The 15,783-nt window shown below is 39.0% G+C and carries 18 protein-coding genes; 7 read left to right on the top strand and 11 right to left on the bottom strand.

What is annotated here, in order from left to right; all coding sequences use genetic code 11:
- The first annotated feature begins 39 nt into the window (after positions 1 to 39).
- Positions 40 to 642 (top strand): T9SS type A sorting domain-containing protein, encoded by a 603-nt coding sequence (locus ACYVM0_RS20430; RefSeq protein WP_460560149.1) that lies wholly within the window; start codon positions 40 to 42, stop codon positions 640 to 642.
- 3 nt (positions 643 to 645) lie between these two features.
- Here ACYVM0_RS20430 and ACYVM0_RS20425 read toward each other — a convergent pair whose 3' ends face one another.
- A complete protein-coding gene (locus ACYVM0_RS20425; protein ID WP_460560147.1) occupies positions 646 to 1,140 on the bottom strand; it encodes a hypothetical protein in 495 nt (164 codons plus the stop codon).
- Entirely contained in the window at positions 1,140 to 1,634 is a 495-nt protein-coding gene (locus ACYVM0_RS20420) for a TlpA family protein disulfide reductase (RefSeq protein WP_460560145.1), read from the bottom strand. The genes ACYVM0_RS20425 and ACYVM0_RS20420 overlap by 1 nt, the downstream gene beginning before the upstream one ends.
- A 248-nt stretch (positions 1,635 to 1,882) precedes the next feature.
- Between ACYVM0_RS20420 and efp the strand changes: the two genes are divergently transcribed.
- The 3 genes from efp (at position 1,883) to accC (ending at position 4,625) form a co-directional block, all read left to right on the top strand.
- Entirely contained in the window at positions 1,883 to 2,449 is a 567-nt protein-coding gene (gene efp, locus ACYVM0_RS20415) for an elongation factor P (RefSeq protein WP_460560143.1), read from the top strand.
- 227 nt (positions 2,450 to 2,676) lie between these two features.
- Positions 2,677 to 3,156 carry an acetyl-CoA carboxylase biotin carboxyl carrier protein gene (gene accB, locus ACYVM0_RS20410; RefSeq protein WP_460560141.1) on the top strand — a complete coding sequence of 160 codons (480 nt, stop codon included), beginning with the start codon at positions 2,677 to 2,679 and terminating at the stop codon, positions 3,154 to 3,156.
- A 122-nt stretch (positions 3,157 to 3,278) separates the two neighbouring features.
- Positions 3,279 to 4,625 carry an acetyl-CoA carboxylase biotin carboxylase subunit gene (gene accC / locus ACYVM0_RS20405; RefSeq protein WP_460560139.1) on the top strand — a complete coding sequence of 449 codons (1,347 nt, stop codon included), beginning with the start codon at positions 3,279 to 3,281 and terminating at the stop codon, positions 4,623 to 4,625.
- Between the two features lie 140 nt (positions 4,626 to 4,765).
- Here the strand turns inward: accC and rfbD are convergent, their stop codons facing one another.
- From rfbD to ACYVM0_RS20365, 8 genes are all read right to left on the bottom strand, one after another.
- Positions 4,766 to 5,638, bottom strand: a complete 873-nt coding sequence (gene rfbD, locus ACYVM0_RS20400; RefSeq protein ID WP_460560137.1) for an SDR family oxidoreductase — start codon at positions 5,636 to 5,638, stop codon at positions 4,766 to 4,768.
- Between the two features lie 6 nt (positions 5,639 to 5,644).
- Positions 5,645 to 6,199 (bottom strand): dTDP-4-dehydrorhamnose 3,5-epimerase family protein, encoded by a 555-nt coding sequence (gene rfbC / locus ACYVM0_RS20395; RefSeq protein WP_460560135.1) that lies wholly within the window; start codon positions 6,197 to 6,199, stop codon positions 5,645 to 5,647.
- A gap of 118 nt (positions 6,200 to 6,317) precedes the next feature.
- Positions 6,318 to 7,301, bottom strand: coding sequence for an SDR family oxidoreductase (locus ACYVM0_RS20390; protein ID WP_460560133.1), 984 nt, complete (start codon positions 7,299 to 7,301; stop codon positions 6,318 to 6,320).
- A gap of 26 nt (positions 7,302 to 7,327) precedes the next feature.
- Positions 7,328 to 8,617 carry a nucleotide sugar dehydrogenase gene (locus tag ACYVM0_RS20385; protein WP_460560131.1) on the bottom strand — a complete coding sequence of 430 codons (1,290 nt, stop codon included), beginning with the start codon at positions 8,615 to 8,617 and terminating at the stop codon, positions 7,328 to 7,330.
- A 30-nt stretch (positions 8,618 to 8,647) separates the two neighbouring features.
- On the bottom strand, positions 8,648 to 9,625 hold the full coding sequence (locus ACYVM0_RS20380) for a UDP-glucuronic acid decarboxylase family protein (protein WP_460560129.1): 978 nt from the start codon (positions 9,623 to 9,625) through the stop codon (positions 8,648 to 8,650).
- 6 nt (positions 9,626 to 9,631) lie between these two features.
- A complete protein-coding gene (locus ACYVM0_RS20375) occupies positions 9,632 to 9,856 on the bottom strand; it encodes a PLD nuclease N-terminal domain-containing protein (protein WP_460560127.1) in 225 nt (74 codons plus the stop codon).
- Between the two features lie 4 nt (positions 9,857 to 9,860).
- Positions 9,861 to 11,177, bottom strand: a complete 1,317-nt coding sequence (locus ACYVM0_RS20370) for a UDP-glucose dehydrogenase family protein (protein WP_460560125.1) — start codon at positions 11,175 to 11,177, stop codon at positions 9,861 to 9,863.
- 3 nt (positions 11,178 to 11,180) lie between these two features.
- Positions 11,181 to 12,311, bottom strand: a complete 1,131-nt coding sequence (locus ACYVM0_RS20365) for a DegT/DnrJ/EryC1/StrS family aminotransferase (RefSeq protein WP_460560123.1) — start codon at positions 12,309 to 12,311, stop codon at positions 11,181 to 11,183.
- Between the two features lie 203 nt (positions 12,312 to 12,514).
- Between ACYVM0_RS20365 and ACYVM0_RS20360 the strand changes: the two genes are divergently transcribed.
- Positions 12,515 to 13,789, top strand: coding sequence for a 3-deoxy-D-manno-octulosonic acid transferase (locus tag ACYVM0_RS20360; RefSeq protein ID WP_460560121.1), 1,275 nt, complete (start codon positions 12,515 to 12,517; stop codon positions 13,787 to 13,789).
- On the opposite strand, the gene ACYVM0_RS20355 is transcribed toward ACYVM0_RS20360, so the two are convergent.
- On the bottom strand, positions 13,762 to 14,481 hold the full coding sequence (locus ACYVM0_RS20355) for a hypothetical protein (RefSeq protein WP_460560119.1): 720 nt from the start codon (positions 14,479 to 14,481) through the stop codon (positions 13,762 to 13,764). The genes ACYVM0_RS20360 and ACYVM0_RS20355 overlap by 28 nt on opposite strands.
- Positions 14,482 to 14,570: 89 nt before the next feature.
- Here ACYVM0_RS20355 and ACYVM0_RS20350 point away from each other — a divergent pair, with 89 nt between their 5' ends.
- The gene (locus ACYVM0_RS20350; RefSeq protein WP_460560117.1) at positions 14,571 to 15,140 is read left to right on the top strand and encodes a thymidine kinase; all 570 of its coding nucleotides are present in this window, start codon (positions 14,571 to 14,573) and stop codon (positions 15,138 to 15,140) included.
- A 126-nt stretch (positions 15,141 to 15,266) separates the two neighbouring features.
- Positions 15,267 to 15,764 carry a hypothetical protein gene (locus ACYVM0_RS20345; protein WP_460560115.1) on the top strand — a complete coding sequence of 166 codons (498 nt, stop codon included), beginning with the start codon at positions 15,267 to 15,269 and terminating at the stop codon, positions 15,762 to 15,764.
- Positions 15,765 to 15,783 lie beyond the last annotated feature (19 nt).

Here is a 15,783-nt window from a genome sequence, read left to right as displayed (position 1 = left end):
GGAACATTTTTGCGTTAGCAGGTATAACTTATTCAAGCCATGATCAAACCTCTTATCCTCACCTGCTTTGCGGTGGCCTGCTTTAATTTGCCCGCTATAGCAATAGCACCCGGAATTTCGGTAGTATATGATTCCAAAAAGAAAGCCGTTAATATCAGGTGGCAGCAAAAAAATCCCGGTATAAAATCCTTTATTATACAGCGGAGTGCCAACAATAGCGACTGGGCAGATATTGCCCGGCAGGAAACCGTTAATTTTAATCCTGCTAAAACCTACTTTTTTGCAGATACCAAAATAGCTGCGGGTGAAAATTATTACCGTCTTAAATGTATCACTGAAAAAGGGCAGACGGAATATTCTGCCAGTGTAATGGTTATTACCGGCACTTCAGAAAACAGTTGGGTAATGTACCCGGTACCTGTAAGAGACCTGCTGACGTTACAATACAAAGGCGCACAAAAAATTAACGGTGTGGTAAATGTCTTTATCAGTAATGTAAATGGCAGAATAATTACCCGGGTAAGAAGTGCTTCATTGAATACCATTATCAGGATACCGGTAGATAACCTGGGCAGTGGCATTTATGATGTAAGAATTATTATTGAAGATGAAGTGGTATGGAACCAGCGGTTTGTAAAATAGAATTTACTTTTTCAGTGCTTCCAGAATTTCCTTCTTTTTTACACTGCCCTGGTTAAAATACACCAATTGATTTTGTTTATTGTAAAATGCTAAAACAGGGATGGTTTTGGGTTGATAGAAGCCGCCAAAAAAATATTTGATGTCTCTGCCAATGTAAACCGAAGGATATTGCGCTAAATTAAATTTATCGTAAAATATTTTTATTTTCTGCAGTAGTTCTGTAGTTGCCAGAACCAGGTTGGTTGAATCTGTAATCTCAGGTAAGGTAAGCATCAGTTGCAGTTGATCCTGGCAATGGCCACATTCGGGATTAAACAACATGATGATGGTGTTTTTGTTTGCCTTAAGAACAGTTTGTGTAAATGCAACAGAATCGGCATTCAGCAAAGTAAAATTGGGCAGGGCCTTATTTTTCAGGTAAGGCGGCGTGGTATCGTACTGCGAAAAAGCAGCAGAGCTGAAAAGTAAAACGGTAAAAAAAATAATCAGTTGCTTCATTATTTTATGGCGGCAGCAATTTCTGCTATTGGTGTACTACCTGTAAATGAGGTTACAAAATTTCCTTTTTTGTCGTATACAAAAATGGAGGGGAAGGAACGTACTTTATAAAAAGTACCTAAAAAATAACTCGGATCTCTGCCCATAGTTATATTAGGAAAGTCAGCGATCTTATATTCGTCATAAAATTTTCTGAGGTAGGCATAATCTAATGGCGAAGCCATAACGATCTGCGCTTTTTTAAAAAGTTTTATGCTTGCTGTAAGTTCTTTGGTTTCCATCTGGCAATGCTCACAGTCCGGGCTGAACATCATGATGATGGTTGCTTTTTTCTTTTTCAGGTCGGCTTTGGTAAAATAAGTGCTGTCTTTTACATTGGTTAATTTAAAAGAGGGTACGTTAGGAAAGCGCAGGTACAATATTGACGTATCTACCTGTGCAAAGCTCATTGCACTTACGGCTACGGCAAAAAACAAAAGAATATATTTTTTCAAAGCTTAATTTTTTTATAAAACTAAATTTTTTGATTGAGAATGAAATGTTAAGAGGCAGAAAAGTTTAGAAGTTTAGGGTTTAGAGGTTTAGTGTTTAGAAAGTTCAGGAGTTTAGAATAGCAGTGTATAAACTTCCGAACACTACCCCCTGAATTTCCCAAACCTGCCCCTAAAACAGAAAACCCAAAACAGTAGGCTGAAAACAGCTTTTTTTCTCTACTTTTGCAGCCACTTAAAAACAAAGCATCATGGCAACTACAGCAGATATGCGTTCAGGACTGATCATCAAGGTAGATGGCAGTTTATATACCGTAATTGAATTCGGGCAGAATAAAACCGCCCGTGCAGCAGCAAAAGTCTGGGCAAAATTAAAAGGTGTGGATAATGCCCGTACCATTGAAGTAACCTGGAATAGTGGTGAAACCATACACCCGGTAAGGGTAGAGAAAAAAGCCTACCAGTATTTGTATAAAGATGATACCGGTTATAGCTTTATGGATACCGAAACCTTTGAGCAGATCACTGTTGCTGAAGCAATGATAGATGCACCTAAATTTTTAAAGGATGGCCAGGAAGTTTCCGTATTAATTAATGGCGAAACCGACCAGCCAATGGGGGTGGAATTACCAGATAAAATTGTATTACTGGTTACTTACAGCGAACCGGGCATGAGGGGAGATACGGCAACCAAGACATTAAAACCAGCTACCGTTGAAACCGGCGCTACAGTTAACGTTCCTTTATTTGTTAATGAAGGGGAGTTGATAAGGGTGAATACAAAGACAGGCGAATACGTAGAAAGAGTAAAAGCTTAACTAATAATTTTATACTGAAAATGGATAGCGGTTTTTACTGTTATCCATTTTTAATTTTATACGATTTTTATGTGTTTTTTAGGGTTTTTTGCACATTTTTAGCCCATTTTTGGCAAAAAAAGCCCAATTCCCAAATTTTTTATTTTAAGAAAACTTGCATTTTTGGATAATCATTTACTACCTTAGCAGTCCCCTATAATTATCCATTTACTAATCAAAAATTACACATGGACATTAAACAGATTCAGGAGCTTGTTAAGCTCATCAACAAAACCAATATCGGCGAAATTACCATTGAAGAAGAAGGGGTAAAAATAACCGTTAAACAAAAAAAAGATCCCGTACAACATATTGTAGCTAATGCAGGAGCACCTGTTTATTCTGCTCCGCCACCAGCACAGGCTCCGGCCGCAGCTGCGCCGCCACCGGCAGCAGCAAAACCAGCTGCAGAACCCAAAGCCGATAACCTGGTAACCATTAAAAGTCCGATGATAGGAACTTTTTATCGCCAGAGCGGTCCGGGTAAACCGATTTTTGCTTCTGTAGGTGATGAGGTTACAGTAGGTAAAGTGGTTTGCATCATTGAAGCCATGAAACTTTTTAACGAAATTGAAAGTGAAGTAAAAGGAAAGATCGTAAAGGTACTGGTAGAAGATGCCAGCCCTGTAGAATATGATCAGCCTTTATTTTTGGTTGACCCATCTTAGTCGTGGGTGGTGAATCGTCAGTCGTGATTAGAGCTTTCAAATTGAAAAGCTTTTGGTTTATCATACTGTTCTAACTCACGTCTCACAATTCACGATTCACATCTCACCATTATTAATTTCAAATGAACAAGATGTTTAAAAAGATATTGATTGCCAATCGTGGGGAAATTGCACTTCGTGTAATACGTACCTGTAAAGAAATGGGCATCAAAACCGTTGCGGTTTATTCCACTGCTGATAAAGATAGTTTACATGTAAAATTTGCTGATGAAGCCGTTTGTATTGGTAAACCTGCCAGCAGCGAAAGTTATTTGAACATGGCGCATATTATGGCGGCTGCCGAAATTACCAATGCGGATGCTATACATCCAGGTTATGGTTTTTTAGCAGAGAATGCCAAGTTTGCAAAAATTTGTGGCGACCATGGTATTAAATTTATTGGCCCCACGCCGGAGATGATCAATGCAATGGGAGATAAGATCACTGCCAAGCAAACAATGATCAACGCAGGGGTTCCGGTAGTACCAGGTGTGGAAGGTTTACTGGAAAGTGTGGAGCATGCAAAATCTGCTGCTAAAGAAGTGGGTTACCCTGTAATATTAAAAGCAACTGCCGGAGGTGGAGGTAAAGGTATGAGGGTGGTTTGGAACGAAGAAGAAATAGAAAAGGCTTACGAAAATGCAAAGACAGAAGCCGCCGCTTCCTTTAAAAACGATGGTATCTACATGGAAAAATTTGTAGAAGAACCACGCCATATTGAAATACAAATTGTGGGCGACCAGCATGGACAGGTTTGTCATTTAAGTGAAAGGGATTGCTCTATTCAACGGCGTCACCAGAAATTGGTGGAAGAATCACCATCGCCTTTTATGACGCCGGAGCTGAGGGAAGCCATGGGTAATGCAGCTATTAAAGCAGCGGCATCTATTAATTACGAAGGTGTAGGCACGATTGAATTTTTAGTAGATAAACACCGCAATTTCTATTTCATGGAAATGAATACCCGTATCCAGGTAGAACATTGTGTAACGGAAGAAGTGATCAACTACGATTTAATTAAAGAACAAATAATGATTGCCGCCGGCGATAAGCTTACCGGTAAAAATTATATTCCTGTAATGCATGCTATTGAATGCCGCATTAACGCAGAGGATCCTTACAATGATTTTCGACCAAGCCCCGGAAAGATTACGGTGTTGCATCAACCCGGCGGGCACGGTGTACGGGTAGATAGCCATGCGTATGCAGGTTATGTAATTCCTCCCTATTACGATAGTATGATAGGTAAATTAATTGCGGTTGCGCAAACCCGTGAGGAGGCTATTGATACCATGAGCCGTGCATTGAGTGAGTATGTGATTGAAGGTGTAAAAACAACTATTCCTTTTCATTTGCAATTGATGAAGCACCCCGATTTCAGAAGTGGTAACTTTACCACTAAGTTTTTGGAAGGGTTTACCATGCAATAAGTAATTGATAATATATCAGGATAAAGGCTACACCAAGTGTAGCCTTTATTATTTTCCAATGACCGGCGGCTTCACACCACCAACTACAATACTCCGTTCGGTGAAAATACCGGCAGGGAAACTAAGGAGGGTATTGTTGTTTATTGTGTCAACTTTAAACACTTTTTCAAACTCTCTTTCCAACCAGGAATAGCAATACCAAAAGTTTTTTTAATTAAATCGGTATCCAAAGCAGAATACAGCGGCCGTTTTACCGGCGTTGGATATTGCGATGAAGGGATAGGGGTAACAATGCATGTACTGCCAGTGAATTCTTTTATGGCTACAGCAAACTGATGCCAATTAATTACGCCGTTGTTGCAATAGTTAAATACCTGGCTAGGGATACCGGATAAAGAATGTTTGTCAATGATTGACATTATTACAGTGGCTAAATCTGCTGCATAAGTAGGGCAGCCCCATTGATCGGCTACCACATTTATGCTTTCTTTTTCTTTCATCAGGCGCAGCATCGTTTTTACAAAATTATTGCCGAAGGAAGAGAATACCCATGATGTTCTGATGATGATGGCAGAAGGATTATTTTGTAAGGCCAGTTGTTCGCCTTGCAATTTAGATGCGCCATAAACACTAACCGGATTGGTAACGTCGGTTTCTTTATAAGGGTGTTTACCGGTACCATCAAAAACATAGTCGGTAGAAATATGAATGAGCTGAGTGTTATGCGTTGCGCAAACAGCCGCAAGATTTCCTACCGCAGTTGCATTAACTAAAAAGGCCGCATCGCTTTCCGTTTCTGCTTTATCAACTGCGGTATAAGCAGCGCAGTTAATACAGTAACCGATGTTGTTTTTGGCGAAGTATTTTTTTACTGCTTCAAAATCTTCAATAGCCAATACATCTCGCCCTACAAACAAAAAATGGTATTGCGGATACAATGTTGCCAGTACCTGGAATTCTTTTCCAAGCTGGCCATTGGCACCGGTAATTAAAATGGTTTTATTTGTTGCCACTTCTTTTTAAAAAATAAAATTAGTGATACAATCATTCAGGAACGGGTGCTTTGTATCTTTTTCGGAAATGATAGCTTTATCAGCAGGAATCTGCCAATCGATTTGTAAAGCAGGGTCATTGTACATTATGCCACCCTCGCATTCTTTATGGTAAAAATCATCGCACTTATAAAATACTTCTGCAGTTTCGCTTATTACCGAATAGCCATGAGCAAATCCCTGCGGTATCAATAATTGTTTTTTATTGGTTGCAGATAACTCAATAATAAATGATTTGCCGTATGTAGGAGATCCTTTGCGGATATCAACCGCTACATCTAAAATACTTCCGCTTAATGCTCTTATTAATTTTGTTTGTGCATGCGGATTTAGCTGGTAATGTAAACCTCGTATCACACCATACGACGATTGTGCCTGGTTATCCTGTACAAATTTTATAGTAACCCCTTCTGCTGCAAAAGTGTTTTCATTATAGCTTTCAAAAAAATAACCACGGCTGTCTTCAAAAACTTTAGGTTCAAAAACCAGTAAGCCGGGAAAATCTGTTTTTACAAAAGGCATTTTAAATTGATAATTGATAATCACTTAACGAATAATACTTTCTGGGAGCAAAGCTTTGCAATATTGTAACGGACCTGAAAATTAAAAAATTATTCATTATCCGTTATCTCATTATTCATTAACTATAAAGTTGTTTAAAATAATTAATAGTCTCAATGAGCCCGTCTTCAAATTTTTTTGTTGGCTGGTAGCCTAATAATTTTTTTGCCAATGAAATGTCTGCCAGTGAATCTCTAATGTCTCCGGCTCTTGGTTCACGATAGGTGGCTTTAAAATTACTGCCTAATTGTGCCTGGCATGTCTTGTATAGATCATTTACCGTAAATCTTTCCCCAACGGCAACATTGTATACCTGTTTAAAAGCAGCTTCATTATCAGTAAGCATTCCTTTTACGTTTACCTGCACTGCATTGTCTACAAAAGTAAAATCCCGGGTTTGTTCTCCGTCGCCATTAATGTAAACCGGGGTTTCGTTCATGATGCCTTTTACAAATAAAGGTATCACTGCGGCATAAGGACCGTCAGGATCCTGCCTTGGCCCAAAAATATTAAAGTACCTGAAGCCCATAAGTTTGATGCCATATACATCGGCAAAAACCTGGGCGTATAATTCATTTGTTTTTTTTGTTGCTGCATAAGGTGATAAACAATTACCAATACGTTCTTCTTTTTTGGGTAATGTAGGCTCGTCGCCATATACAGAAGAAGAAGAAGCATATACAAATGTTTTTACTTTATTATCAACAGCAGCTTTAAGCATGTTGGCAAAGCCACCAACATTTACTTCGGTAAAATACAAGGGTTCTTTAATGCTCCTGGGTACCGAACCTAAAGCAGCCTGGTGGCTTACATAATCAATACCTTCGCATGCCTGCATACAGGTTGCCGCATTCCTGATATCTCCTTCAATAAATTCGAAGCCGGGATATTGGTTTAAAATGTTGAGGTTATTTTTAAAACCATTCACCATATTATCCAGGACCCTTACTTTTTTAGCACCATTTTTTAGCAGGTATTCTGCAATATGGCCACCAATAAAACCGGCCCCCCCGGAAACTAAAAAATTGCTGGTGCTGATATCTTTGTTATGAAAACTATTCATTTAATCATTATTAATTATTCATTTAACTACAGGCTCCAGTAATTCCTGCTGCTTATCTTACCCCTGTAAATGCCTTTTAAATCTGCTATCAAAGCATGGGGCTTTGTGATAGTATTAAAATAAGCGTCATCTAATTGTTTATATGCATTATGCGGTACAGTTACAATTATCGCATCATAATCATTACTAAGTTCTGCTGCTAAAGAAAAACCATATTCATGTTTCAGCTCATCACTTTCAGCATGCGGATCAGCAACATCTACATTTAACGAATAAGATTGTAATTCTTTTACCACATCTGCTACTTTGCTGTTCCTGATGTCGCTTACGTTTTCTTTAAAAGTGGCGCCCATTACTAATACTTTAGCATCTTTTACATTGCCATTATGCTGAATAACATGCTGCAGTATTTTCTTTGCCACATATCCTGCCATACCATCATTAATAACACGTCCGGCTAAAATTACCTGGCTATCATAGCCTAATTCTTTTGATTTGTAGGTTAGATAGTACGGGTCAACGCCAATGCAGTGCCCGCCTACAAGACCGGGTTGAAATTTTAAGAAATTCCATTTAGTACCTGCCGCTTCCAGCACTTCGTAAGTATTGATATTCATTCTGTCGAATATGATACTGAGTTCATTCATCAATGCAATATTCAGATCACGTTGCGTATTCTCTATAATTTTTGCGGCTTCGGCTACTTTAATAGAAGAGGCTTTGTGTACACCTGCTTTCACTACCAGTTCATAAACTCTGGCAATCACATCTAAACTTTCTGCATCGCAACCACTTACTACTTTTATAATACTTGACAAGGTATGTTCTTTATCTCCCGGATTAATTCTTTCGGGTGAATAACCTAATTTAAAATCAATGATATTTTTTATACCACTTAATTTTTCAATGATGGGTAAACAATCTTCTTCGGTACAACCAGGGTAAACCGTACTTTCAAATACTACATAATCATCTTTCTTTATCACTTTACCAATAGTTTCGCTGGCTCTTTGTACAGGCACAAGGTCGGGCACATTGTGCTCATCTACAGGAGTGGGCACAGCAACAATGAAAAAATTGGCCTGCCTTAAAACATCAAGATCGTTGGTAAACTCAATATCACAATTATCAAATGCACTGCTTTCCAGTTCCTGGCTGGGGTCAATTTTGTTACGCATCATTTCCACCCGCTTTGGATTAATATCAAAGCCTATCACTTTAATTTTTTTAGCAAATTCCAATGCGATGGGTAATCCAACATAACCTAAGCCTATCACGGCTAACTTCTTTTTTTTCTCAATCAGTTCCTGGTACATAATCAGTAATAAATAATTAATGATGAATAATTAGCCCTTTCGTTCAAATTCTTTGGGCAGTTTATATAATTCTTCTTTAGGTAAATTTTTAAAATATTCGTAGGTGATTTTTAATCCTTCGGCCCTTGCAACTTTTGGTAGCCAGCCTAATAATTCTTTTGCCCTGGTAATATCCGGCTGTCTTTGTTTAGGATCGTCAGTAGGCAATTCTTTATAAATAATTTTTTGTTTGGTGCCTGTGAGTTTAATGATCTCTTCTGCAAAATCTTTTAGTGAGATCTCATCAGGATTGCCAATATTTACAGGCTGTGCATAATCACTCATTAACAGGCGGTAAATACCTTCTACAAGGTCATCTACATAACAGAAACTCCTTGTCTGGCTGCCATCACCAAAAACGGTGAGGTCTTCTCCACGCAAAGCCTGCCCTATGAATGCCGGTAATGCCCTGCCATCGTTTAATCTCATACGTGGACCGTAAGTATTAAATATCCTGATGATCCTTGTTTCTACCTGGTGGAATGTGTGATAGGCCATGGTGATCGCTTCCTGAAAACGTTTGGCTTCATCATATACACCCCTGGGCCCGACAGGATTTACATTACCCCAGTATTCTTCGTTTTGAGGATGTACTAACGGATCGCCGTACACTTCACTGGTACTGGCTACTAAAATTCTTGCCTTTTTTGCCAATGCCAATCCTAAGCAATTGTGTGTTCCCAGGGAGCCTACTTTTAAAGTCTGGATAGGGATTTTTAAATAATCGATGGGGCTGGCGGGAGAAGCAAAATGTAAAATATAGTCCAGCTTGCCGGTTACATGAATAAATTTAGATACATCATGGTGGTAAAATTCAAACTCCTTTAATTTAAAAAGATGTTCGATATTTTTAAGGTCACCTGTAATTAAATTATCCATGCCTATTACATGAAAACCTTCTTTGATAAACCTGTCGCAAAGATGGCTGCCTAAAAAACCTGCTGCGCCTGTTATTAATACACGTTTCATTTAATGTTACAATTGTTTGTTAGTAATTCTCTGAACACGACCTATAAATAAAAATAAAAGCGAACCGAGCATAGGCAAAAAAATAATTACCACGACCCATATTAACTTTGTTACTGAATCTTTAAAATCACTTTTTAAAACATTAACCAATGCACTAAGCCAGAACAGCAAAATAAGGAGAATAAAAATACTCCAGGTAACTAAATTAAACTCTGGTTGCAGTAGTTCCATATTATTATTGTTGATTGACCACCCTTCTTCCCACACTAACGTAATAGAAGCCCATTTCTTCCATCTGTTTTAAATCGAATAAATTTCTGCCGTCAAAAATGGTTTTATTTTTCAGTAAAGAAGTGATCCGGTCAAAATCGGGAGTCCTGAATTCACTCCATTCTGTAGCGATTACTAAAACATCCGCATCCTCTAAAGCATCATATTGCCTTTCTGAAAAAACTATTGTATCTCCCAATAATGCTTTTACATTACCCATCGCCTCAGGGTCAAAAGCCTGTACAATAGCACCTGCTTTCAGTAATTCTTCTATAATATATAAAGCGGGCGCTTCTCTAATATCATCGGTATTAGGTTTAAAAGCCAAGCCCCACAACGCAATTTTTTTGCCTTTAAGGTCATTATTAAAAAACGCTTTTATGGCAGGTAATAAATGCAGTTTTTGCTTGTCATTTACTTCCATCACAGCATTTAAAATTTTGAAATCGTAATTGATGTCATTAGATGACTTTACCAATGCCTGCACATCTTTGGGGAAGCAGCTGCCACCATAACCAATACCTGGAAATAAAAAACGTTTGCCGATTCTTTCATCGCTGCCAATGCCTTTGCGCACCATATCCACATCTGCACCGAGGCGTTCGCATAACTGGGCAATTTCATTCATGAAAGTGATCTTTGTAGCTAAAAAAGAATTGGCGGCATACTTGGTTAACTCTGCACTTTTTTCATCCATAAAAATTATGGGGTTACCCTGGCGTACAAAAGGTGCATACAAATCATTCATTAATTTTTTCGCTCTTTCAGATGTGGTGCCAATAACCACCCTGTCTGGTTTCATAAAATCGTCTACTGCCACACCTTCACGTAAAAATTCAGGATTGCTTACCACATCAAATGCAACGGTAGCATTTTTTGCAATGGCTGCATGTACTTTATCTGCAGTGCCAACAGGCACGGTGCTTTTATCAATAATTACTTTATATTCTGTAATAATTTTTCCAAGGTCATCAGCAACGCCTAAAATGTATTTTAAATCTGCACTGCCATCTTCTCCGGGAGGAGTTGGCAAAGCCAAAAAAATCACTTTAGCGTCTTTAACAGCTTCATTAAGAGAAGTGGTAAAATGTAAACGGCCTTCTTTCTGGTTACGTAAAAATAATTTTTCTAAACCTGGTTCGTAAATGGTAATTTGTCCTGATGATAATTTATCGACTTTATTTTTATCAATATCCACACAGATAACATTGTTGCCTGTTTCGGCAAAGCAGGTTCCTGTTACTAATCCTACATACCCTGTTCCAACAACTGCAATTTTCATGTGCTATTTATTTACAAATTCTAAAACTTTATTTACGATAAATGTTTGTTGCTCTTCATCCAGTTCGGTGTGAATGGGGAGGCTGATCACTCTTTCCGTTAACCAGTCGGTAATAGGCAGGTTAAAGTTGCTTCCGCCAAAAGCGTCAAACATTTTTTGCCGGTGAGCGGGCACGGGGTAATAAATCATGGAAGGTACCCCGTTGTCTGCCAAAAACTGGTGTAACGCATCTCTGTCAACACCCTCTACCAGTAAAGTATATTGATGAAATACATGTTTGTTATCAGCAGCTCTAAACGGAGTTGTGATCTTTTTATTATCCGCAAAAGCGTTATCATAAAAATCAGCAGCCTTTACCCTGGCTGCAATATATTCGTCCAGGTGTTGCAGTTTTATATCCAGGATGGCTGCCTGTATGGCGTCCAGCCTGGAGTTACAACCCACTACATCATGATAATATCTTTTACTTTGTCCGTGGGATGCGATCATTTTTAATACAGACGCCAATTTATCATCATTGGTAAATATGGCACCGCCATCGCCATAGGCACCCAGGTTTTTGCTGGGGTAAAATGAAGTGCAGCCGATGTTACCGATGCTGCCGGTTTTTTGGGTGGTACCATCACTAAAGGTGTAATCATTACCAATTCCCTGGGCATTATCCTCAATCACAAATAAATTGTGAGCCGCAGCAATTTTCATAATGGCTTCCATGTTGGCAGCATGGCCATATAAATGCACTGGTACAATAGCTTTTGTTTTAGGTGTGATAGCTTTTTCAATTGCCACCGGATCAATGCAAAATGTTTTAGGATCTACTTCTACAAAAACGGGTTTCAAACGGAGTAATGCCGCTACTTCCACAGTAGCAATATAGGTAAATGAGGGGGTGATCACTTCGTCGCCGGGCTCCAAACCTAAGGCCATCATGGCAATCTGCAATGCGTCGGTGCCATTGGCACAAGGGATACAATGTTTGCTGCCATGGTATTTTGCAAGGTTATCAGCAAAATCAGCCACTACTTTTCCGCCTATAAAAACGGAGCTTTCCAAAACACCTAATACTGCTGCATCTACTTCAGTTTTTATCTTATGATACTGCGTCTTAGTATCTACCATTTGTAAGGGCCTCATAAAGCTTATTTTAAATGTGGGCAAAGATAACATTCAGCAGGCAGTTGGCAAAGGGAGAATTGGGAACCTGCCTGCCTGCTGCCGGACTGGTAACCAGGATTTTGGAATGAGAATATTTCTGTTGTACAAAACATCCCGGTAGTTGAAAAGCCGGATTGCAGAAGCAATAATCTTTTTTGTATAGATTTGCTTTAAAATAACACTTGGCCAAACTATTTTATAACCTGTTTCTTTTTCTGTACTCTGCAGGCATACGTATGGCTTCTGTATGGAATCCTAAAGCCCGGAAATGGCTTGAAGGCCGGAGGAAACAGGATTACAATGTATTTCAACCGGGAATTAAAAATCCCAAATCAAAAATCATCTGGATGCATTGCGCCAGCCTGGGCGAATTTGAGCAGGGGCGGCCACTTTTAGAAAGCCTGCGTAAACAAGATGCCAATCTGAAAATCGTACTTACTTTTTTTTCGCCCAGTGGATATGAAGTAATGAAAGATTATAAAGGAGCAGATGTTGTTTTTTATTTACCGATGGATAATATTTTTTCGGCAAAGAAATTTATTGATGCTATTAACCCATCATTAGTGCTGTGGGTAAAATACGAATACTGGTTTTATTACCTGCAGGAATTAAAACGGCGCAATATTCCGGTGCTGCTGGTTTCGGGTGTATTTAGAAAAAGCCAGCCATTTTTTAAATGGTATGGCGGTATCTGGAAACAAATGCTGGATAATTTTGATCATCTTTTTGTACAAAATGAAAGTTCAGCAAGATTATTGCAAACTATAGGCGTGCATGAAAAGGTTTCGGTAAGCGGTGATACCAGGTTTGACCGTGTACTGGAAATTGCCCAACAATCATTGGACTCGGCAATTATACAATCTTTTTGTGCAGGTAATACCATTATTGTTGCCGGCAGCACCTGGGAAGATGACGAAATTATTTTAGCGGCTTATGGCGATGAAACCGGTCACCGGCAAAAAATAATTGTAGTACCGCATGAATTAGATAAAGCGCATCTTGATAATGTAAAAAGGATGTTTAAAAAATCGGTTTGTTATACTGAGGTAGAGGCTGATGCTGCATTATTAAATTCAATTTCCGGTTACAATACTTTGATCATTGATACCATTGGTATGTTAAGCCGGTTATATAGCTATGGTCATATTAATTATATCGGCGGCGGTTTTACCAATGATGGCATTCACAATATACTGGAAGCTGCAGTATGGGGCAGGCCTGTAATTATTGGCGAGAATTATGAAAAGTATTTTGAAGCAACAGACCTGGTGGAATGTGGCGCTGCAGAAAGTATAAGCGATGTGGTTGAATTAAAAGAAGTGATTGATAACTGGCTTACAGATACCACTGCATATAACGAAAGCGCAACTGCGGCAAAAGAATACGTGTATGCAAAGGCAGGGGCTTCAAAAAAAATAATGGAGTATATTTATATAAAACGCCTCTTAACCAATTGAATAAATTGCTTTACAATTTCATTGTCTTCACTCCAGCCGATCTTGGTTTTTAATTCTCTCTGGATCCAGTATTCGGCCTCGGGTAAAATAGAAAAACTGTTAATGGTTTTTATACTCCTTTCATACATATTTTCATCGCCACGGAATAATTCGTTGATATATAAAAAACGGTCGTTGACACCAATGGCTTTTTTCAGGTCACGTATCGGAGTTTCGGTTAAAGTATCGCCGAGGTCACTTTTGGATTGCTTTAATTTATCGTTTAAGGAAGCTGTATTGGCACCAATAGTCTCGTGCACCTCTTTTTTTTGTGCAGGTGTTTCCTGTAAATGATGCGCCAACGTGGGAATATCCTGTTCCTGCTCCTGTTCAAAAATTATCTGTGGTTTATTCTGTACACTTATCTTTTGCATGGCTTCGGCATTGCGCCTGATCTCTTCCAGTTCTGCTTCTATTTCGGCTTCATCCACCTGCAAAACTTCCACTGTTTTTTCTTCCTCCCTTTTTACTGCGGGTAAAATAGTTTGTGGTATATCTATATTAACCGCAAGAGTGGCATCCGGTGCAGCGGCCTGCTGTAGTTGAGAAAGCTCCAGCTCCAGCATTTGCACTGTTAAGAGTAACTGGCCTGCCGGCACTTTAGCGGCAAACTGTTCCTGTAATTTTTTTATGAGTGTGTCCACTCTTTGCATGAATAATTATACTTTTGATGCCCTGTAAGTAAAACGGTACCAATTTTTGGTGGCCTAAGTTACAACTACAATTTTAAAAAATTATACTAATGTTTATAGAACCCAGTTTTGGTGGCGGGCGAAGGGGTTGGATTGAAGTGATCTGCGGCAGTATGTTCAGTGGCAAAACCGAAGAACTGATAAGAAGATTAAAGCGGGTGAAGATCGCCAACCTTAAGGTGGAAATATTTAAACCTGCCATAGATGTGCGTTATGATGCAGAAAAAATTGTAAGCCACGATACCAACGCTATACAATCCACCCCGGTGGAAAGCTCACAAACCATTTTACTGCTGGCGCAGGATGTAGATGTAGTGGGTATTGATGAAGCCCAATTTTTTGATGCAGAGATCGGTAATGTGTGCGAATTGCTGGCCATGAAAGGGGTTCGTGTTATTGTGGCCGGGCTGGATATGGATTATTTAGGCAAGCCCTTTGGGCAAATGCCCAGCCTTTTGGCCAAGGCCGATTACATAACCAAGCTGCATGCCATTTGTGTAAAATGTGGCAATATTGCCAACATCAGTTTCCGTAAAGAAGCCAAGGGGCCGCAGGTTTTGCTGGGCGAAAAAGATATTTACGAACCCAGGTGCAGGCATTGTGCACAGGAGCAGGCGTAACTTTATTGCGGTGCAACCTTTTAATAAATACAAGTCTCAACAGCAGGAGTAATTTAAATGTATTAAAATTCAATTGCAGCCTGAACGGCATATGCATATTTTACATACTTTTTTAAATTTATTGCCATGAAACATTCAATCATTATCACATTATTCATCGCTGCCCTCATCTCCTGCAATCAATCAACTGATGAGAGTAAAATTCTGGAAAACCGCATTGATAGTTTGGAGAAAAAACTGGCCAATACATACAAACCCGGCTTTGGAGAATTTATGAGCAGTATACAAGTGCATCATGCCAAGCTTTGGTTTGCCGGGCAAAATAAAAACTGGGCCTTGGCCGATTTTGAGATACATGAAATAATGGAAGCAGTGGAAAATATTCAAAAGTATCAAACCGAAAGAAAAGAGTCAGAAAAAGTGATCATGCTTAATCCAGCATTGGATAGTGTGAACGCCGCCATAACAAAACAAGATCCTGTTCAATTTAAAAACAGTTATGTGTTGTTAACCAATACCTGCAACAATTGCCACCATGCCGTAAATTTTCAATTTAATGTGGTTACCGTTCCCGATAAACCTCCATTCACCAATCAAATATTTTCAACAGAAAAATCCAAATAAAAAAATTGGACATTGCAAG

This window comes from Ferruginibacter profundus (genome assembly GCF_054783275.1).
Note: the sequence above shows the minus strand (reverse complement) of the source record. Positions and strands in the feature narration are given on the sequence as shown.